Annotated in this window: 14 protein-coding genes; 7 read left to right on the top strand and 7 right to left on the bottom strand. The window is 70.2% G+C overall.

The window, feature by feature from the left end:
- Positions 1 to 179: 179 nt before the first annotated feature.
- Both IEY91_RS00180 and IEY91_RS00175 read right to left on the bottom strand, forming a co-directional pair.
- Positions 180 to 869 (bottom strand): response regulator, encoded by a 690-nt coding sequence (locus tag IEY91_RS00180; RefSeq protein WP_189172397.1) that lies wholly within the window; start codon positions 867 to 869, stop codon positions 180 to 182.
- A complete protein-coding gene (locus IEY91_RS00175; protein WP_229696605.1) occupies positions 866 to 2,572 on the bottom strand; it encodes a sensor histidine kinase in 1,707 nt (568 codons plus the stop codon). The genes IEY91_RS00180 and IEY91_RS00175 overlap by 4 nt, the downstream gene beginning before the upstream one ends.
- A 177-nt stretch (positions 2,573 to 2,749) precedes the next feature.
- Between IEY91_RS00175 and IEY91_RS00170 the strand changes: the two genes are divergently transcribed.
- From IEY91_RS00170 to IEY91_RS00155, 3 genes are all read left to right on the top strand, one after another.
- Positions 2,750 to 4,162, top strand: coding sequence for a cation:dicarboxylate symporter family transporter (locus IEY91_RS00170; RefSeq protein WP_164320495.1), 1,413 nt, complete (start codon positions 2,750 to 2,752; stop codon positions 4,160 to 4,162).
- Positions 4,163 to 4,526: 364 nt separating this feature from the next.
- Positions 4,527 to 7,886, top strand: a complete 3,360-nt coding sequence (locus tag IEY91_RS00165) for an RHS repeat-associated core domain-containing protein (RefSeq protein ID WP_373287861.1) — start codon at positions 4,527 to 4,529, stop codon at positions 7,884 to 7,886.
- Between the two features lie 1,250 nt (positions 7,887 to 9,136).
- Entirely contained in the window at positions 9,137 to 11,548 is a 2,412-nt protein-coding gene (locus tag IEY91_RS00155) for an NACHT domain-containing protein (protein WP_194492280.1), read from the top strand.
- Here IEY91_RS00155 and IEY91_RS00150 read toward each other — a convergent pair.
- Both IEY91_RS00150 and IEY91_RS00145 read right to left on the bottom strand, forming a co-directional pair.
- Positions 11,545 to 11,766, bottom strand: a complete 222-nt coding sequence (locus IEY91_RS00150) for a DUF397 domain-containing protein (RefSeq protein WP_189172394.1) — start codon at positions 11,764 to 11,766, stop codon at positions 11,545 to 11,547. The genes IEY91_RS00155 and IEY91_RS00150 overlap by 4 nt on opposite strands.
- A gap of 4 nt (positions 11,767 to 11,770) precedes the next feature.
- Positions 11,771 to 12,631 (bottom strand): helix-turn-helix domain-containing protein, encoded by an 861-nt coding sequence (locus tag IEY91_RS00145; RefSeq protein ID WP_189172393.1) that lies wholly within the window; start codon positions 12,629 to 12,631, stop codon positions 11,771 to 11,773.
- Between the two features lie 176 nt (positions 12,632 to 12,807).
- Here IEY91_RS00145 and IEY91_RS00140 point away from each other — a divergent pair, with 176 nt between their 5' ends.
- Positions 12,808 to 13,248 (top strand): ATP-binding protein, encoded by a 441-nt coding sequence (locus tag IEY91_RS00140; protein WP_164320479.1) that lies wholly within the window; start codon positions 12,808 to 12,810, stop codon positions 13,246 to 13,248.
- Here IEY91_RS00140 and IEY91_RS00135 read toward each other — a convergent pair.
- Positions 13,174 to 14,211 (bottom strand): ArsR/SmtB family transcription factor, encoded by a 1,038-nt coding sequence (locus IEY91_RS00135; RefSeq protein WP_189172392.1) that lies wholly within the window; start codon positions 14,209 to 14,211, stop codon positions 13,174 to 13,176. The genes IEY91_RS00140 and IEY91_RS00135 overlap by 75 nt on opposite strands.
- Before the next feature lie 178 nt (positions 14,212 to 14,389).
- Between IEY91_RS00135 and IEY91_RS00130 the strand changes: the two genes are divergently transcribed.
- Complete coding sequence (locus IEY91_RS00130; RefSeq protein WP_189172391.1) at positions 14,390 to 16,150, top strand: helix-turn-helix domain-containing protein; 1,761 nt, start codon at positions 14,390 to 14,392, stop codon at positions 16,148 to 16,150.
- 98 nt (positions 16,151 to 16,248) lie between these two features.
- On the opposite strand, the gene IEY91_RS00125 is transcribed toward IEY91_RS00130, so the two are convergent.
- Positions 16,249 to 16,689, bottom strand: coding sequence for a hypothetical protein (locus IEY91_RS00125; protein WP_189172390.1), 441 nt, complete (start codon positions 16,687 to 16,689; stop codon positions 16,249 to 16,251).
- A gap of 150 nt (positions 16,690 to 16,839) precedes the next feature.
- Positions 16,840 to 17,535 carry a TetR/AcrR family transcriptional regulator gene (locus IEY91_RS00120; RefSeq protein WP_189172389.1) on the bottom strand — a complete coding sequence of 232 codons (696 nt, stop codon included), beginning with the start codon at positions 17,533 to 17,535 and terminating at the stop codon, positions 16,840 to 16,842.
- A 128-nt stretch (positions 17,536 to 17,663) separates the two neighbouring features.
- Here IEY91_RS00120 and IEY91_RS00115 point away from each other — a divergent pair, with 128 nt between their 5' ends.
- Positions 17,664 to 19,376 carry an MFS transporter gene (locus IEY91_RS00115; RefSeq protein WP_189172388.1) on the top strand — a complete coding sequence of 571 codons (1,713 nt, stop codon included), beginning with the start codon at positions 17,664 to 17,666 and terminating at the stop codon, positions 19,374 to 19,376.
- A 67-nt stretch (positions 19,377 to 19,443) separates the two neighbouring features.
- On the top strand, positions 19,444 to 19,950 hold the full coding sequence (locus IEY91_RS00110; RefSeq protein ID WP_164320468.1) for an HIT family protein: 507 nt from the start codon (positions 19,444 to 19,446) through the stop codon (positions 19,948 to 19,950).
- Positions 19,951 to 19,970: the final 20 nt, after the last annotated feature.

Below are 19,970 nucleotides of genomic sequence, written 5' to 3'. Positions count from 1 at the left end.
GCGGCACGCGCGGCGGTGCGGAGGCGCTGCCGCGCGGGGCTGCTGCCGGTGAACGTAAGCGCGTGCTCGGACCAAGGTCAATGCCCTTGCAACGGGCTTGCCGCCGCTGTGCGTTGACGCTTGTCGGTAACGTGACAACGTTGTTATGGGGTGGGGGTTTGGGGGTCCCGGGGCGTCGGTCAGGACGGCTGCAGCCAGCGGTAGATCAGCTCCGGGCGGCCCACGTGGCCGTACTGCGGGCTGCGGGCGGCGCGGCCCGTCGTCACCAGGTGCTCCAGGTAGCGGCGGGCCGTGATGCGGGACAGGCCCGTGGTGTCCGCCGTGGCCGCGGCGGTGAGGCCGTCGGGGGCGGCGTCCTGGAGCGTGCGGGTCACCCGCTCCAGGGTGGGGCCGCTGAGCCCTTTGGGCAGGGCGGCCGGGGCGGGGGAGCGGAGGGTGGCCAGGGCGCGGTCCACCTCGTCCTGGCCCGTCGCCTCGCCCGCGGCGGTGCGGAACTCCGCGTAGCGGGTGAGGCGGTCGCGCAGCGTCGCGAACGTGAAGGGTTTCAGTACGTACTGGACCACGCCGAGGGAGACGCCCTCGCGGACCACCGCCAGGTCCCGGGCCGACGTCACCGCGATGACGTCCGCGCGGTGGCCCGCGGCGCGCAGGCTGCGGGCGAGGGCCAGGCCGTGGCCGTCGGGGAGGTTCAGGTCCAGGAGGATCAGGTCGACGGGGGTGCGGTCGAGGGCGCGGCGGGCCTCCGCGGCGGTGTGGGCGGTGGCGGTGGCCTCGAAGCCCCGCACCCGGTTCACGTAGAGGACGTGGGCGTCGGCCGCGACGGGGTCGTCCTCGACGACGAGGACCCGGATGGGCTGGGGGTCGGTCATCTGTCGGCCTCGTCTTCTGTACGTACGCCTCGTTGCGCGCCTGCATTATCGGTGCCCTCGGCCCGGGACACGGCGCTCGCGGCCAACGGCAGCGTCGCCGTGAACTCTGCCCCGCCCTCCTCCGGTTCCGTCAAGGTCAGCGTGCCGCCGTGGCGCGTCACCGTCTGGTGGACCAGGGAGAGGCCGAGGCCCCGGCCCGAGGGGGCCTTCGTGCTCCAGCCGTGCTGGAAGACGGACTCCCGCTGGGAGGGGTCGACGCCGGGGCCGGTGTCCGTGACGCGCAGGAGGAGGCCGCCGGAGCCCGCGCGGGCCGTCACCGTGACGCGGGCGGCGGGGGAGCCCTGGGCCGCGTCCACGGCGTTGTCGATGAGGTTGCCGAGGATGGTGACCAGGTCGCGCGGGGGCAGCCCTGCGGGGAGCATGCCGTCGTCGATGCTGGTGTCGTCCGAGACGACGAGCTCCACGCCGTGCTCGTTGGCCTGGGCGGCCTTGCCGAGGAGCAGGGCGGCGAGGACGGGTTCGTTGACGGCGGCGACGACCTGGTCGGTGAGGGCCTGCGCCAGCTCCAGCTCGGCGGTGGCGAACTCCACGGCCTCGTCGGCGCGGCCGAGCTCGATGAGGGACACCACGGTGTGCAGCCGGTTCGCGGCCTCGTGGGCCTGCGAGCGCAGCGCCCGCGTGAAGCCGCGTTCGGAGCTCAACTCGCCTGCCAGGGCCTGGAGTTCGGTGTGGTCGCGCAGGGTCACGACGGTGCCCCTGCGGTCGCCGCCCGACACCGGCGAGGTGTTCACGACGAGCACCCGGTCGGCCGTCAGATGCACCTCGTCCATCCGCGGCTCGGCGTCGAGCAGCGCGCCGGTGAGCGGCGCGGGAAGCCCGAGGTCGGTGACGTACCGACCGACGACGCCCTCGGGCACGCCGAGCAGCTCGCGCGCGCCGTCGTTCATGAGGGCGACGCGCCGCCGCCCGTCCAGCATGAGCAGCCCCTCGCGCACGGCGTGCAGCGCGGCCTCGTGGTAGTCGTGCATGCGGCTCAGCTCGGCGGCGTTCATGCCGTGGGTGCTGCGGCGCAGGCGTGCGTTGATCACGTACGTACCCACCGCGCCGAGCACGAGTGCGCCCGCGGCGACACCGAGCAGCGCCACGAGCTGGCCGCGCGCCTTCTCGCTGATCGCCTCGATGGTGATGCCCGCGCTGACCAGGCCCACGATGCGGCCGTTCTCGCCGCGCCGGTCGTCGCCTCCGTCGTAGACGGGCGTGACGACGCGCGCGGACGCGCCGAGGGTGCCGGTGTAGATCTCGGTGAAGGTCTGGCCGCGCAGGGCCTCCGCGGTGTGGCCGAGGAAGCGCTCGCCGATGCGGTCGGGGTCGGGGTGGGTCCAGCGGATACCTCGCGGATCCATGATCGTCACAAAGTCGACGCCGGTGTGCCGCTGCACGTCGGTGGCGTACGGCTGGAGCCTGCGGGACGGGTCCTCGCCGCGGATCGCCTCCCGCACCGAGGGCGCGTCCGCCACCGCGCGGGCCGCCGCCGTGGCCTGCCGGAGCGCGGCCTCCTCCGCCTGATGCCGGTCACTGAGGTACGTGAAAAGGGCGCACCCCGCGACCACGACCGCCACCAGGACCACCTGCATCGCGAAGAGCTGCCCGGCGAGGCTGCGGGGGCCGCGGGGCCGGCGGGGCGGTCGGGGGACCTGGGGCATGGTCCCAGTCTGCCTTGACGGGTTGTGTACGAACTAAATGAACGTAACCGTGACGGCCGTCACAGGCCGGGAGATAGTCACCCGGAATCGCCAGGACGTGAGCCGCACGACTAGCGAGACGCAGACACCGGACGCAGACGCCAGTCGTACGCAGGTACGTAGCCCCAGGAGGCACCCGTGGCACAGGGACAGACGGCGGCCGACACCGCCGGAACGGGCAAACCGCCCGCGAAGCGGGACCGGACGCACTATCTCTACATCGCCGTCATCGTCGCCGTACTGATCGGTATCGCCGTCGGCTTCATCGCGCCGGACTTCGCCAAGGAGCTCAAGCCGATCGGCACCGGCTTCGTGAACCTGATCAAGATGATGATCTCGCCGATCATCTTCTGCACGATCGTCCTCGGCGTGGGCTCGGTCCGGCAGGCGGCGAAGGTCGGCAAGGTCGGCGGGCTCGCGCTCGCCTACTTCGTCGCGATGTCCGTGGTCGCGCTCGCCATCGGCCTGATCGTCGGCAACATCCTGCACCCCGGCGACGGCATGGACCTGTCCAAGTCGGACAAGGACGCGGGCCACACCGCCGCCGACGAGGCGGACAAGGGCCTGGTCGACTTCGCGCTCGGCATCATCCCCAAGACGATGGTCTCCGCCTTCACCGAGGGCGAGGTGCTCCAGACCCTCCTCGTGGCCCTCCTCGTCGGCTTCGCCCTGCAGGCCATGGGCAAGACGGGCGAGCCGGTCCTGCGCGGGGTGCAGCACATCCAGAAGCTGGTCTTCCGCGTGCTCGGCATGATCATGTGGGCGGCGCCGATCGGGGCGTTCGGCGCGATGGCCGCGGTGATCGGCGAGACCGGTACGGACGCCTTGCGGGCGCTCGCCACCATCATGATCGGCTTCTACATCACCTGCGCCCTGTTCATCCTGGTGGTGCTCGGCACGCTGCTGCGCCTCGCCACCGGCGTGAACCTCTTCAAGCTGCTGCGCTACCTGGGCCGCGAGTTCCTGCTGATCCTCTCCACGTCCTCGTCCGAGTCCGCGCTGCCGCGTCTCATCGCGAAGATGGAGCACCTGGGCGTGAGCCGCCCCGTCGTCGGCATCACCGTGCCGACCGGCTACTCCTTCAACCTCGACGGCACGATGATCTATCTGACGATGGCCTCGCTGTTCATCGCCGACGCGATGGACCAGCCGCTGGGCATCGGCGAGCAGATCTCGCTGCTGCTGTTCATGATGATCGCGTCCAAGGGCGCGGCGGGTGTCTCCGGTTCGGGCATCGCGGTCCTGGCGAGTGGCCTTCAGTCCCACAAGCCCGCCCTAGTCGACGGCGTCGGCCTGATCATCGGCGTCGACCGCTTCATGAGCGAGGCTCGTGCGCTGACGAACTTCGCGGGTAACGCGGTGGCTACGTTGCTGATCGGTACGTGGACCAAGGAAGTTGACCGGGAGCGGGTCGCGCTTGTCCTGGAGGGGAAGTTGCCCTTCGACGAGCGGACGTTGCTGGACGACGACCACGATGCCCCCGCCGCGTCGGCGGATACGGTGCCCGCGCCGGCACCGGTGCCGCTGGAGAAGGCGGACGCGAAGGTGTAGGTACCCGACGCCGACAAGTGGCCCGCCCCGCCGGCCGCCCGGTCGCCGGAGGATGCCTTTCGAGCCGAAGTTCCCTGCGGGCAACCACTGCTGGTCTGGGAGCAACCAGGCATCCACACGCGTCGGGCGGCCGGCCACTTGTCGCTTTATCGGCAAGGACTTGTCGCTTTCGCGGTAATGATCAGGGCCGAAATGCCGCGCAACCAAGGTGAAAGTCTGTGCGATTCCTGTGGGGTGCTGCATAGCGTGCGAGCACCCAGTGACCGTAGGGGTCACCGGGGTGCCTTCCTGAGGGAGAAGCATGTCTTCACGCACCACAGGAACACCGCACAGACATAGGCAGATTCGCGCGAGACGCACCATCGTGGCGGCTTCGGCAGCCGTGGCGCTCATGGCCGGAGCCATTCCGGCGGCCTTCGCCCAGGCCGGGCCGGACGGCCCGTCCTCGGCCTGGGGCAAGCGCGGCGCCAAGGCCGAGATGCCCCCCGTGAAGGTCGGCGAGACCAAGGCGCCGGGCTCGGTCCGTGAGCGTGAGCCGTCGCCGGAGTTGGCGGCGTGGCGGGCGGCGCAGAAGGAACGGGCCGGTACGCCGACCGGGAAGCGGGAGCGCGTCGCGAAGGCAGTCGCGGCAGTCGTGCCCAAGGGGCAGGGAGACGTGCCCTGGCACCAGATCTCCGATGTCCGGGTCACCGATTCCCTGGTGGCCCGGATCAATTACTCCACCGGCAACCTGATGCTCGCCGCGACCGACTTCCAGGTCGCCGGGGTCGGCAAGTCCCTGCAGCTGACCCGCACCTACAACTCCCTCGACGCGCCGTGGGGCAAGGTGTCGCAGCGCTGGTGGCAGAACTACGAGCGCCATCTGCAGATCGAGGACAGCCAGGTGGTGCTGTACGACGCCACCGGCGGGGCCGTCACCTTCACCAAGAAGGCGGACGGCACCTACAGCACCCCCAAGGGCTACCGCTTGGACCTGAAGAAGTCCTCGAACGGCGAGTACACGGTGACCGAGCGCGGCTCCGGCAGCCAGGACACCTACAGCGCCTCCGGCACGCTGGTGAAGGTCTCCGACCGCAACGGCGGCCACATCCTCGTCGACCAGCACGACGAGGGCAGTGAGCACAAGGGTCTCAAGCTCACCGATTCCCGTTCGGGCCGCTTCGTCGATCTGGTCAAGACCGACGCCTCGCAGTGGCAGGCCAAGGACAATGCGGGCCGCACCGTCGTCCACGACCTCAATGCGGCCGGCGACCTGGCGAAGGTCACCGACACCGAGGGCAAGGCCACCCAGTTCGGCTACGACTCCTCCCGCCGCCTGACGAAGATCACCACGCCCGAGGGGCGGGTGACGGTCTTCACCTACGACAGCGACAACCGCGTCACCTCCATGAAGCGGGCCACGCACTTCGACGGCTCGGGTGAGACCGGACCGACGTACAACTACGTCTACACCGCCGGTGAGGGCAGGGCGGGAACCACCAAGGTCACCGACCCGGCCGGGAACACGTCGACCTACGCGCATGCCGCCGACGGCGAGATCACGAAGGTCACCGACGCGCTGGGCCGCAATCGTGCGAGCACCTACGACGCCAACCTCAACCTCGAGACGGCCGTGGACGCGATGGGCGTGGGCGGCACCCCCGGCAACGTCACCGCCTACGGCTGGGACACCCGGTCCAACCCCACCTCCGCCAAGCTGCCCACCGGCGCCACCTCCACCCTCACCGGCTACAAGACCATCGCCGGCGCGGATGTCCCCGGCAAGATCACGTCCGCCGACGGCATGGCCGTCACGTACGACTACGACACCGCGGGCAACACCACCAAGGAGACCGTCGCCGGAGCCGAGGGCGGCACCCGCACCTTCACCTACAACCCCACCGATCCCACCTGCGGCGGCTTCAAGGGCCAGCGGTGCGAGGTGACCGACGCCAACGGCAAGACCACCAAGGTCACTTACGACGCCAAGGGCAATCTCTCCAAGGTCACCCCGCCGAACCCGCTGGGCGCGAGCACCTACACCTACGACGGCCTGGGCCGTGCGGAGACCAGCGTCGACAGCCGCGGCATCAAGACCGTGTACGTGTACGACAACCGCGACCGGATCAAGAAGGTCTCCAGCACGAACATGACCGTCACCTACGAGTACGACGGTGACGGCAACCTCAAGCAGCGCTCGGACGCCACCGGTGTCACCAAGTACGACTTCGACCCGCTGAGCCGGGAGACGATCCGTACCTTGCAGGACGGCTCGCAGACCGTCCTCACCTACTACCCCGAGGGCAACGTCGAGACGTACAAGGACCCGTCGGGCACGGTGAAGTACACCTATAACAAGGTCAACAACCTCGAATCCCTCACGGATGCGCAGGGCAAGAAGACCGGCTACGAGTACAACGCGAACGACTTCCGCACCAAGACCAGCTTCCCCGGCGGCACCGTCGAGACCATCACGCCGGACAAGGCCAACCGTGCGGAGCGCATCAAGGCGACCTCACCGGCGGGCACGCTGGTCGACCTCGCCTACGACTACGCGTACACCAGCGGCGGCACCACCAAGGACGGCACCCAGATCCGCACCGAGACCGATGTCGTCGCCGGACTCAAGCGTGCCTACACCTACGACTCGGCAGGCCGTCTCACCTTCACCAACGAGACCAAGGGGTCGACGGTCAACGAGAGTTGGCTGTACTGCTACGACAAGGCGGGCAACCTCACCTCGCAGGGCCGCAAGGCGGGCTGCCCCGGCGGCACCACCTACAGCTACAACGACGCCTCCCAGCTCACCGGCAAGGACGGCGTCACCGACGGCTGGTCCTACGACAAGGCCGGCAACGAGACCGCGGCCGCGCCCACCCCGGAATCCGCACGCACCGGTGGCCAGTGGAACGACTTCTCCCAGCAGACCTCCCTCACCCAGGGCGGCCAGGAGTTCAAGGGGCGCTACGCCTCCACCGACCAGTCCGAGCGCCTGCAGTTCGGCGACACCACGTTCCACCACGGTCCGGTCGGCCTGTCCTCCAGGACCACGGCCGGGGTGGACATGAATTTCACCCGTGAGCCGAGCGGCAACCTCAACTCCTTCCGCACGGAAGGCCCGTCGAGGTCGCAGAGCACGTACTACTACCTCACCGACGCCCTCGGATCCACCCGGGTCGTCGTCGACGGCCAGGGCGCGAAGGTCAACACCTACGATTACAGCCCGCGCGGCGTCACCCGGAACATCAGCGAGAAGGTTCCTCAGCCATACCGCTTCGTAGGCGGCTACCAGGACCCGACCGGGCTCTACCACAACGAGGCCCGGTACATGGACCCGCGCACCGGCCGCTTCACCCAGCCCGACCCCTCGGGCCTGGAAGCCAACCCCTACCTGTACGCCTCCGGTGACCCCACCAACATGATCGACCCCAATGGACTCTGGGGCATACCCGGGTGGGGGAAGGTGAAGAAGGTCTGGAAGAAGCACAGCGGCGCCATCCTCGGAATCGGGGTCGCCGCCGGGTGCAGCTTCGCCACCGGCATGACCGCGACAGCCGGTTGCGTCATCGTCGGAGCGGGTGTGGCCGGTGCGGTGTCCAACCGCTTCTCGGGGCAGGACCGGAGCCTCGGCGGGTATTGGTCGGCCACCTGGCAGCCCATGGCGTGGGGGGTCGCTGGTAGCTTCGCGGGGAAGCTCGGCCCCGCGGTCAACCGGTGGAGGGCTGACCGGAACCTCCCCAACTGAGTGGAGGGGACGAGCTGATGGGATCTCCGAACCCGAGGAGCTGGATGGCTCGCATCGCTGACGCCTACTGGCGCTTCGAAAAACGCTTCAGCCGTCCGCCCACCAGAAGCCAGAGATTCTCCGCGAGGCACCCCGTGCTGATCGGGACATACGCAGGGGTGGCCATGTCTGCGGTCTTGCTTCCTGCATCCCTGGGTGCGGGGAATGGAGTCGCCTACAGCATTCTGGTCTCTCTCCTGGGGGGAGTCCCCCTGGGCGCGGTCTTCTGCGGCTTCTGCTTCCTGGAAAGAAAGCGCCAGCAGAAGCTGTTCGGAGATCGCTGACCTCGATCGACCATGAGGGTCCGCCGACGGAGCCGGCGGACCCTCATGCGCGGTCGCTACACCAGCACAGGGGGACACGACCGCTGGCCACCGGCAGGGCCTCGGGTTTTCAGGAGGGGTACAGGTCGACCTTTTGGCCTTCTGGGACCTTGTAGCAGCCGGAGATGAGGTCCAGGCTCAGCTTTGGGGTGTCGTTTTTTGACATTTTGATGATATTTACGCTGACCTTCTTCTTGTCATTGTCGGCGGTCAGGTTCAGATTCTTGTTCCTGCTGGTGTCCGGCCCGTATTCGACAATCTTCCATCCGTGCTTCGGAAGTGCCCGCTTGAGTCGCTCCTCACGTTCGCGTATGGCTCGGGCGGCGGCTTCAACTTCACGTCATCCTCCTGCCCGACCACCACCAGGCCTTGGTTCAGCAGACTTCTGGAGCCTTCATCCCAGTAACCGCTGTGGCCGTGAGTATCCGTGGTCATTTGATTGGCGCCGAAATTCTCATCGCTGGGAATGATCCACATGTCACCGCCGTGTCCGTAGCGGCCAAGGTCCGGGACCGGGTCTGTCGTGGCCTGCCTTGGCCCAAGCTGCCTTGTTCGACACCAGAGTTCCGGTGTCGACACCGGAGTCGGGCTCCGCCTGGTTCAGTTGCATTCGTGCGGTGGTACGGCGTCCTCGGGTTTGCCCGCTGGGTTTCAGTCACTGCGGCCTCAGAGGCCGTTGCCGGCTGCTCGCTGCTGCGCGACGACTTGGATCAGGGCTTCTCGGGGGCGAGTTCGGGTGCGTTGTCATGTGTGGTCATTGGATAGAGCGTTCGTTCTAGCTGGGGGATGAATCGTGGAGTGGGCTCGGAGGGAGCACCTCGTTCACCACGGTCCCTCGTCGTGCTGAATCGGTGGTCCGGAGATCGGGTGCTCGGCATGCTTTGAGCCATGGATGCGGGGATGCGGGGTGGCGGCGGGCTGCGGTGGCTGTTCGGGGGTGGGGTCGCGGTTCTGGTTGTCGGGTGCGGGTGGGCTGCCGTGGTCGTGCGGCGTGACGTGCTTGAACCGCAGGACGTGGCCGGGGTGTTGGGGCTGCCGCTCGGGATCTTTGGGATTCTGGTCGGTGCTGCCGTCAGCCTTCGCGCGCTCCGGCTTCAGCAGGCCACCGACGCCCGTGCGGTCGCGCTCGAGCGGCTTGCCCGTGCCGTCCAGGACGTGGAGGTCGCCGAGCGCACCCACATGCTGGGGACCGGCGGGCACCTCATCGACCTTCCCGTGGACGTGACCCCGCGGCAGGGCGGCGCCGAGCCCGCCGGGCGGCAGCGGCTCTCCGATGTGGCCCGGTGGTACTCCGCCGACCCGGGGCGCCTCGTCGTGACCGGTGAACCCGGCGCCGGGAAGACCGTGTTCGCGGTGCACCTCGTGGTGCGGCTGCTCCACGCGCGTGCGGCGACCGATCCCGTGCCGGTCCGGCTCGCCATCCGCGATCTGCCCCCGGCGCGCACCCGTCGCCGCTGGTGGGGCGGCCTGCGGACCGTCGGCGGCTTCGAGCACTGGCTGAAGGACAGCTTGGTCAAGGCGTACGAGGTGCCGGAGGCGGCTGCGGCGGATCTGGTCGCGCGACGCCTCGTCGTACCCGTACTGGACGGCCTCGACGAGATGGACCCCGACGACGAGGAGCCGACCCGCGCGAGCCAGGCCCTCGCTGAGCTCAACGCCCACCAGGGGGTGGGCGGCAGTGCGCCCCTCGTACTCACCTGCCGAGGGGCGCGGTACGAGGAGTTGTCCGCGCGCCATGCTTGGTTGCGCGAGGCGACGCTGCTTTGTGTCGGGGGCGTCGACGCCGAGCAGGCTCGGTGTTACGTCAACCTCCGCTCCGACGGGCGGACTTCGCCGATGGACGCTGTGGTCGACGCCATGCGGGACGGGACAGCGGGCGGGGCTGTGGCCGAGGCGTTCAGTTCTCCGTTCTATTTGGGGCTTGCCTTCGCTGTGTACGGGGAGTCTGCGGACGTGGCGCCGCCCGCCGATGGTGCGACAGCCGGGGAGATCCGCGAGCAGTTGCTCGCGCGTTATGTACCGGCGGCTACCCGGTCCGCCAACGCGGCGGTGCGGCGGGCTCGGCGGAGTTTGAGCGGGGACCGGACTGTGTGGGGGCGGTTGCGGGAGTACGAGGCTGAGCGGGTGCACGGGTGGTTGGAGCGGATGGCGTGGGCGGCGGAGGCCGACGGCGTGACGCTCGGGCGCGTGGTCGGCCGGCCCCTGACCGCTGTCGCGTCGGTGATCGTCGCCCTGGCTGCTGCCGCCTGTGCGCTGTGGGTGGTGCCGGATGCCATCAGGGGCCTGGTGCCCGACCACTGGTGGGTGCACCGGGAGAACCTGGCCACGAGCCTGTGGATTGCGGTCCTTGTGGCGTTCGGCATGGGCCGCGCGCACGAGGCCGCGCTGTGTGAGTGGACTCCGTTGGCGTCGTCGGAGCGGGTGCGCCAGCCGTACCCCGGGTGGCCGGGACGGCTGCGCAAGGCATTGCTGCGTGCCGTGTCGCGGAACGCCGTGGCGGTGGCGGGCATGGGTGTCCTCGTGCTGGGCGCGGCGGCCCCGTTCACCGCCGCGTACGAGGCCGTGCCGCAGCCGGGCTGGTATGTGCTGGGAATGGTGCTCGTGCTGTCGGGGTGCGTGATCTACGCAGAGAACACGCGGTTCGTCGCGTACACCGACAGGCGGGGCCTGATCGCCTGCGTGCTGGTGCCGTTGTTCTTCTGGCCCGTGGCGTGGGCCTTCGCGGAGGTCCACCCCCTGCTGCGGGCGGTCTGCCTCCTCCCGTTCGTGACCGTCGTACTGCTGCTGTGGCATCGCGGCGTCGTGCCGGGAATCGCCCTGCTGAGCGGGGGCGGTGCGGTCGTCCTCGGCTGGTCGCGCGCGAGCCTCGCCCCGAGCGGGGGCTTCGAATCCGGGGCCGAGGTCGGGCTCCTCGCCTTCTACGTCTTTGCGTGCGGCTTCCTCACCCCGGGTTCCGGGCCGCGCGTTCTGGACGCCGTGGGCCGCTTGCGCCGACGCACCGCGTGGCTGACACGGCCGGTCGGCTTCGGCCTCGCGTTCCTCGCGGGCGTGGCGGGCGAGGCGTGGCTCGGCTTCGCCGGAGTTGTGTACGTCGCCGTCGTCGCGACCGCCGCGGAGCTGGCCGTGGGCCTTGCCACCGCGCTCACCGTCCTGGCGGGCGCCGCGCTGGGCCGCGTGCCCCCGAGTCCCGGTGCCTTCCTCGCCTGGGCGTACCACGCGGGCCTGCTGCGAGTGGTGGGCGGCGAATATCAGTTCCGGCACCGGGAGCTTCAGGAGTGGCTGGCGCGTGGTCCCCGCTAGCGGAGGCCAGCTAGGAATGCCTTCCAGGCGGGGAGGCCCAGGGTCAGGGCGGGGCCCTGGGGGTTCTTGGAGTCACGTATCCCGACGTCGTCGCCTCCGGCGTGGTGTGGGGTGAGGTCGGCGACCTCGACGCAGCTCTGGCCCTGACCGTCGCTGTACGACGACTTGAACCAGGCCTTCTCGGGGGCGAGTTCGTATGCGTTGGCGTGTGTGGTCATGGGATCAGAGCTCTCGTTGTAGTTGGGCCATGAATTGGGGCGTGTCCTCGGGAGGCAGGGCGGAGGCGGCCATGGCGTCGTACCGGCGGGTGAAGCGGTCGACTTCACGGCGCTTGTCCGAGGTGTGCACCGCGCCCCAGGCGCTGTCGATCTGCACCCGGGGCGGTAGCCGGTCGCCGAGGTCGAGAATCCCGAAGTCGTTCGTCGAGCGGTAGGCGTTGCGGAAGGGCAGTACCTGGAGCGTGATGTGCTCCCACGCCGCCAGCTTGGCGAGCTTCTCGTACTGTTCGCGCATCACTTCTGCCCCGCCGACCGGGTAGCGCAGAGCGGCTTCGCCGAGGATGGCGCGCAGCTCGACCGGGTTGTCCCGGGTGAAGCATTCCTGGCGCTTCATCCGCAGCTCCACGCTGTTGCGGATGAACTCCGACGTGGTCTCCTCCACTGGCTTGTTCAGGTCGTGGAGCGCCTGCGCGTACCGCCGCGTCTGGAGCAGGCCGTGGATCAGCGTCGGGTGGTAGATCCGCATGCTCCGGGCCTCTGGTTCGAGGCCGACGAAGCCCGGCATTCCGGCTGGCATCAGCCCGCGGAACTGCGTCAGCCAGTCCTGGCGGGACGACTCCCGGTTGAGGCCTACGAACGACTCGACGACGTCCTCGTCGGTAACGCCGTACTTGGTCAGCACCTTTCGGAGGTCGCCCACGTTGCGGAAGTTCAGATACCCGCTCTCGATCCGCAGCAGCGATGCCTCGGAGATGCGCAGCCCTTGAACCGCTTGCCTGCGTGTCATGCCGTACTCCTCCCTCAACTGTCGTAGCTGAAGGCCGAGTTCAAGCCTCTGTCCGGTCCGTCCACGCTTGGCTGCCATGTGCACCGCCTGCGTTCCCTAGTGCGTGTCACCTGCCCTTGCGTTCGGAGTGTGACACCTCATGCTCGGCCCGCGCAGACGGTTGTGCAGATTCCTGCATAGTCCAATCCTCGCTTCCCTGAAATTTCAGGGAAGTTCGATTGCGGCTGAACGGGCCAGCCCGCAACCGTAGTTGCATGACAAGCAGCCCCCTCGCACTCCCCTCCCCACCGCTCCCCACCCACGACTGGTCCTCCAGCTACCCCATGACCCCCGCGTCCGCCCGCCTCGCACGCACCCACACGCGCCGCAGGCTCACCTCCTGGCAATGGCAGGGCGACATCGACGACGCGCTACTCGTCGTCTCGGAACTCGTCGCCAACGCCGCACGCCACGGCAAGGTGGCCGGCCACCACCTCTGGCTACGCCTCGCCCTCGCCGAGGACGGCGGGCTCATCGTCGACGTGTCGGACCCCGTCCCGGAGTTTCCCGGGTTCGGGACCGGGGTGTGGGCGGGAGTCGCCCCCGGCGAGGGCGGCCGCGGCCTCCTCGTCGTACGTCAACTATCCCGCCACGTCGGGTGGTTCCCGCGGCACGAGCGGGGCAAGACCGTGCGCGCCCGGCTCGCGGGACCGTGACACCCCGTCCCCCCGCAGCAGCGCCGAGCCGAGCGGCGTCAGCGCATGCCGTACCGCGTTGCTCTGCCGGACGCTGGACACCAGGCCCGCGCGGCGCAGGACGGCGGCGTGTTCGCTCGCCGAGGAGAGCGAGACACCGGCGCGGTCGGCCAGTTCGGTGGTGGTCGGGTCGCCGCCGAGGGCCTGGAGGACCGCGGCCCGGGTGTGGCCGAGCAGCGGGGCCAGGCACCGCGGCGGACGCGAGGCGTCGTCGGACCCGCGTGCGCGGGCCGGATAGACGAGCGTCGGCGGCAGCGCGGCGTCCGCGAGGGCGACCGGGCTGCGGGCGAAGTACGACGGGACCAGGAGCAGCCCACGGCCGTCGAGGTGCAGGTCGCGGTCGACGGGGTACGCGACTTCGAGCACCGGCGCGTGCCATCGCATGGCCGGTCCGTACGTCCGCAGCATCGCCTCCGCGCCGCCGTGCCACAGCGCGTGCAGGCGCAGGGCCCGGTCGCTGTGCGTCCGGCGGCTGACGTGGGGCCAGTTGGGGCCGAGCGTCTCGTGGTGGTACGTCCGTACGCAGCGGGCGAGCCGGCGCAGCACCGCGGGCTCGCCGTCCGCCAGGGAACGGGTCCAGGGCGGCAGTGGGTTGCGGCCGCCCAGGACGGTGAGTTCGGCGCGCAGCCGGGTGCGCGACGTGGACATCAGCGCCTCCAGGCCGTGCTCGATCCCCGCCGCCGACTCCGGTGGGGTGAGGAAGTCCGGGAAGTACCCGCGCGGCGGTACGAGCGGCAGGAGCATCCCGAGCGATCGCCCGTGCCGGGCGCCGACCCCCGTGCGACGCCCGGCGGCGGCCAGGACCGGGTCGGGCCTGCTGTCCCGCAGGCGGTGCAGGCTCAGGACGGTCTCCCAGAGCGGATCGGCTCCGTCCGAGACCCGGGTGCGGACGAGGTCCGCGGCGGTGAAATGGACACGCAGCACTTGTGTTTCCCCCGATGCGTCGAGCGGTCGCCGATCCCCCGAACGGCGACACGGACGACGATCTCGACGCGGCGTGTCCCTGGCAAGCGGGGACGTGTCCCGCTGGGACGATGGGACGCCCGAATACGCCCTGCCTGCTATGTTCTGCCGCTGTGGGACGGACACCGGGGGCGAATTGATGAGTGAACGTCACCAACTGGGTGAACTCTTACAGGAGTTGAAGGAGCGCAGCGGCCGCAGCTACACCGCGCTCGCGAGCCGCACGGGCCTGAGCCGCTCCTCCGTACACCGCTACTGCCAGGGCCTGACCGTGCCCGCCAGCTTCGGCACGGTCGAGCGGATCGCGCGGGTGTGCGGGGCGGGGCAGGAGGAATTGGACAGCCTGTACGAGGCGTGGGCGCGGGCGGACGCGGCGGCGGGGGTGGGGGAGCGGGACGAGCGCGAGGAGGGTGAGCAGGGTGCGGAGGGCGAGCAGGGTGCGGAGGGTGAGGTCGCGGCTCCGCAACAGCCCGTACACGTGCGGAAGTTGAGCAGATTCGGTCTGCCGGGGCGACTACCCCGCCCGCGCCTGCGCACCATCCTCGTAGCCGCCCTCGTCATCGTGACAGCGCTGGTGAGCACCCTCACCCTCACCCTCGACCCGTTCTCGGGCTCGGACCCGGACCCCGCCCCGGGCGGAAGCGGAAAGGGCAGTGGCGGCCCACGCGGCGGCGGCACTTCGGGTCAGCGGGTCGAAGGACCGTACTGGGCCCTGGCGCCCAAGCCGCTCGACCGCGAGTTCTTCGGCGTCACGATGAACACCAACACCGGCCTCATGCCGGATTTCGACGTCAGCAGTGTCCGGCTCTGGGAGTCGGAAACGCGCTGGGCCCAAGTCGAGCCGGAAAAGGGAGAGTTCGACTGGGGGATCCTGGAGCGTTCGGTGCGTGGCGCCGAGCGCAAGCGCCTGCCCGTTCTGTTCGTCTTCGGCGGCACTCCCGGATGGGCGGCGCCCGGCGGCCCGAAGACCCCCTACTCGGACGACTCGCGCGCCGCGCCACCCGACGACCTGGCCGACTGGGACCGCTTCGTGGAGAAGGTCGCCACCCGCTACCGCTCCCGGATCGGGGCGTACGAACTCTGGGACCACGTGGGTGCCACCTCCCACTACGACGGGAACATGGCCACGCTGGCCAAGATGGTGCGCAGGGCCGCGGCCATCATCAAGCGCGCCGACCCGGAAGCGAAGGTGGCGTGCCCCTCCTTCGGGAATCTCTGGGAGCCCGCGGGCAGGGAGCTCCTTGAGGAGTTCGTACGCACCGGCGCCTACGAGTTCTGCGATGTCGCGGCGCTCAAGCTGCACCCGCGCAGGGCCGACGGCCCACCCGAGGAGATCATCGAGCTCGCTGCCAAGGCCGAGGGGATCTTCCGCAAGTACAGCGAGGGCTGGCGCATGTGGAACACCGGTCCCGGTGCGGAGATCGACGACGGGGCCAAACTCTCCGACCGACGCGCCAACGACTATGCCGTGCGCTTCTATCTGGTCGGTCTCTACAGCCGGAAGTCGTTCGTCGACCGGATGTACTTCTACGCCTGGGGCGGCAGGAACATTCCGCTGGTCGTCCAGCCCGTGGGCGGCCCGCCCACGGAGGCGGGCCGCCGTATCGGGCGGCTGCACGGGTGGCTCGCGGGTCGGCGGATCACCTCCTGCGGGCAAGGGCGCGGAGTCGGCCTCCCGGACGGCGTCTACGAGTGCGTGTTCCGGCGCGACAGGGACCGCGACCCCGGCACGGCGGGCCCCTGGTTCGCCGTCCGCTGGACCCAACACGGCCGGGCGAGCGGCGAGTTGGGCGAGGAGGCCCGCCTGCTGCGCCGGATGGACGGCAGCAGCGAGCGGGTTCGGCCGGGGGAACGGGTGGCGTACGGGGAGACGCCGGTGCTCGTGGAGTACCGGGCGTAGGCGGGGTGCGGAGCCGGGTGTGAACAGCCGGGTGCCCGGCCCCCGACGATCGAGGGCCGGGCATCCGGCTTGGCCGACCGGGTCACCCGGTCAACCGGTCAGGCCTTGGGGTTCTTGTGCCACTTGCCGTTCTTGCAGGTGTCCCAGCCCCAGTCGGACTGGCACACCACGACGCGGCCGTGGGTGATGTTGAAGTTGTCGCTGAACTTGGGGCCGTTGCGCGTCTGGCCCTTGCCCCTGCAGCGGCTGTCGCTGTTCCAGTAGTAGTTGTCCCCGTCGACGATCTGCCCAGTGGCGCGCTTGAACTGCATCTTGGCGTAGACGCTGTATCCGTTGCAGTCCTGGTCGTCGACGTACACCTTGACCTTGCCGGTCGAGCCCGCACCCTTCCACTTCCACGTGGCCTTCGCATAGCCCCACGAGGCGTTGGCCTTGGAGGTCGCCTTGACGCCGCGGGCATCCTGCCCGCCGAGGCCGTCCTGCGCCACCGCAGTCGCCATGCCGCCGGTCGTGAGCAGTACGGCGGTACCGATCCCCACAAGGGCCTTCTTGGCCACCAACATTTCTCTCCCCGATCCGCACCGAGTTGGTCGGGTCCGGTGCACCCCGCTGACTCACCCAAGGTCGCCGAGGTGGACGGGGGCGCACGAGGTGTTCCGGGCGTGCCCGAAACATGAGGGAGGGGCTTCTCAGGCGCCCCGCGCCGCGTCGACCTCCGCCACCAGCGCCGCCGCCTCCGCCGGAGGCATCCCCGCCGCGCACAGGAAGCTGACCGCCGCGGCCCGGCCGCCCTCCTCCGCCTCCAGGACGCCCTCGTTCACCGCCTCCATGAGGCCGAACATGGTGTTCTCCAGGACGTAGACGAGAGCCCGCGCGGGGAGCGGGGAGACGAACCTGCCCGAGTCCAGGGCGCGTTGGAGCATCTCCGTGCCCGCCGCGTGCACGGGGGCGAGGCGTTCGCGGATGCCCTCCATCGTGACGGCGCGCTGCGCGAGCGAGAGCAGCAGGCGGTAGCGGTCGGTGACGTGCCAGATGCTGAGCATCGCCGAGGCGACCGCCCGCGGCGGATCCTCGGCCGCGCTCGCGTACGCGGCGGAGTGCGCGGCCGTCACCGCGGCTACGGCCTCGTCGAGGATCGCGCCCACCAGGGCCTCGCGGCTCGGGAAGTGGCCGTACACGGTCCGGCGCACGACGCCCGCGGCGCGCGCGATCTGGTCCATCGTCGCGTCCGGGTCCCGGGTCAGCTCCGTGAAGGCGACGTCGAGGATGCGGCGGCGGTTGGCGTCGGCGCGGGCGGTCGCGGCGGTCGCGGGTGCGGCGGCCGCGGGTGCGGAGGGCGAGGGCGCGTCGGTCGCAGGCGGCGGCGTCGGCTTCGTACGGCTCATGAGGGCATTCTGCCGCGCGCACCCGCACTTGCACATCGGTGTGCAAGATGGCTCGTCGTCGCGTACATTGCACAGTGGCGTGCAATTGCACAGCGATGTGCAAGATCCTGAAACGAGGGGTGGACCCGATGCCTTTGCTGATCAAGGAGCCGGTCGAACGGATGGACCGGCCCTATGCCCGCCGCTGGTGGGCGCTGGCCGTCCTGTGTCTGAGCCTGCTGATCGCCGTCATGGCGAACACGGCGCTCACCGTGGCGGCCCCCGACATGACCCGTGACCTGGACCTGTCCAGCTCCGACCTGCAGTGGGTCATCGACGCGTACACCGTTCCGTACGCCGCGCTGATGCTGCTGCTCGGCGCGATCGGCGACAAGTACAGCCGCCGGGGCGCGCTCGTGCTCGGGCTCGTCGTGCTCAGCGCGGGCGCGGGGGCGGGCGCGCTGTCCGACAGCTCGACTGCCGTCATCGTGTCGCGCGCGGTCATGGGCGTCGGCGCGGCCATGATCATGCCCGCGACGCTCTCGCTGCTCGCGTCGACCTTCCCGCGCGAGGAGCGGGCCAAGGCGATCACCCTGTGGGCGGCGACGTCCGGCATCGCCATCGCGGCCGGGCCGCTGATCGCGGGCGCGCTCCTGGAGGACTACGGCTGGGCGTCGACGTTCCTCATCGACATCCCCGTGGCGGTCCTTGCCATCATCGGCGCGTTCGTCCTCGTACCGCCGTCGAAGGCCGCCGATCCCGGGCGGATCGACTATGTCGGCGGGCTGCTGTCCGTCGTCTGGATCGGTGCGCTCATCTACATGATCATCGAGGGTCCCGGCTTCGGCTGGGGCGCGAGCGCGGTGGCCGCCGCGGTGATCGCCGGGGTGGGGCTCGTGCTGTTCGTCGTGTGGGAGCTGCGGCATCCGCGGCCCGTTCTGGATGTACGGAAGTTCGCGCAGCGCGGCTTCTCGGGGTCGAACCTCGCCGTGGCGCTGTTCTTCGTCGCCGTCTTCGGCGCCTTCTACTACCTGACCCAGCACCTCCAATTCGTCCTGGACTACGACCCGTTGGAGACGGGTGTGCGGATGCTGCCGCTGGCGGGAGCGGTGTTCGTCGGCTCGGCGCTCACCGGTGTGCTCACTCCCCGCCTCGGCGCGAAGGTCATGGTGACGGCGGGCATGGTGGGCGGCACGACGTCGCTCGCGCTGCTGACGGCGACCTCCGCCACCTCCACGTACGCGGACTTCGTCGCGCCCCTCGTCATCCTCGGCCTCTCCCTCGGCTTCGCCGTCTCGCCGTGCACGGACGCGATCATGGGGGCGTTCCCCGAGTCGGAGCTGGGCGTCGGCGGCGCCGTCAACGACACCTCCCTCGAACTCGGCGGCTCCCTCGGCATCGCGGTCCTCGGCTCGCTCCTCGCCAGTTCGTACGCCAACGGGCTCGCGGACGAGACGAAGGGCTCCAAGCTGCCCGCGTCCGCCCTCGAACAGGCACAGGACTCCGTCGGCGCGGGCGGCGGCGTGGCCCAGGCGATCGGCACGCAGGCGCGACAGCTCGCCGAGAAGGCCGGGGCTCCCGGCACCTCGCCCGAGAAGGCGGCCCAACTGAAGGCGCAGGCGAGCGAACTCGCCCAGGGTGCCGAGCAGATGAAGCACGCGGTCAGCTCGTCCTTCTCGGACGCGGTGGCCCACACGAGCCTGGTGGGCGCGGTGATCCTCGGGGTGGGGACGGTGGTGGTGGCGCTGCTCCTGCCGAGGAAGGGCGAGGCGACGAAGCCGGACCGGGGCGCGGCGCCGACACCGGACGAGGCCGACTCCGCGACCGACCTTGCGAAGGAGCCGGTGGGCCGGGTCAGTTAGGCTCGAAGGAGTCATATTCGGCGCCTGACCTGCGCCGATGTCAGGAAGTCCGAGGGGGGAGTCCGCTATGGCGGCCAAGCCGGTGCGCGCGGCGGGCGGGGGCGCGTCGCCCCCGCCCCCGTGCCTGGCCTGCGGGCTCACGGACGGCTCCGTACCGCTGCCGGGCGGGGCCGTGCTGCGCACCGCGCACTGGGCTGTCGAGCACTGCGTGGGCCCGCTGGGCGTCGGCACGTTCGTCGTCAAGCCGCTGCGGCACGTGACCGGCGTGCACGAGCTGTCCGCCGAGGAGGCGGCCGGGTTGGGGCCACTGCTCGTGCGGGTCGCCGACGCCGTTCGTGCCGTCGTCGGCGACTGCGAGCAGGTGTACGTCTGCCTGTGGTCGCACGCCGGGCGCGTGCCCGGACACATCCACTTCGTGGTCCAGCCCGCCCGCACCGGCGACCTGGACCGGCATGCCGCGCACGGCCCCGCGCTGCAGGTGGCGATGTTCGCCGAGGGGGCGGGGCCGGACGCGGACGCGGTGGTCGAGGTCTGTGGGCGGATGCGGCGGGAGTTGGGGGAGGGTGATTCGTAGGTGACTCCGGGTCGGCGGTG

Source organism: Streptomyces lasiicapitis (assembly GCF_014646335.1).
GTDB classification, from domain to species: Bacteria; Actinomycetota; Actinomycetes; order Streptomycetales; family Streptomycetaceae; genus Streptomyces; species Streptomyces lasiicapitis.
The sequence above is the reverse complement of the archived record's forward strand: the minus strand, read 5'-3'. Positions and strand labels throughout refer to the sequence as shown.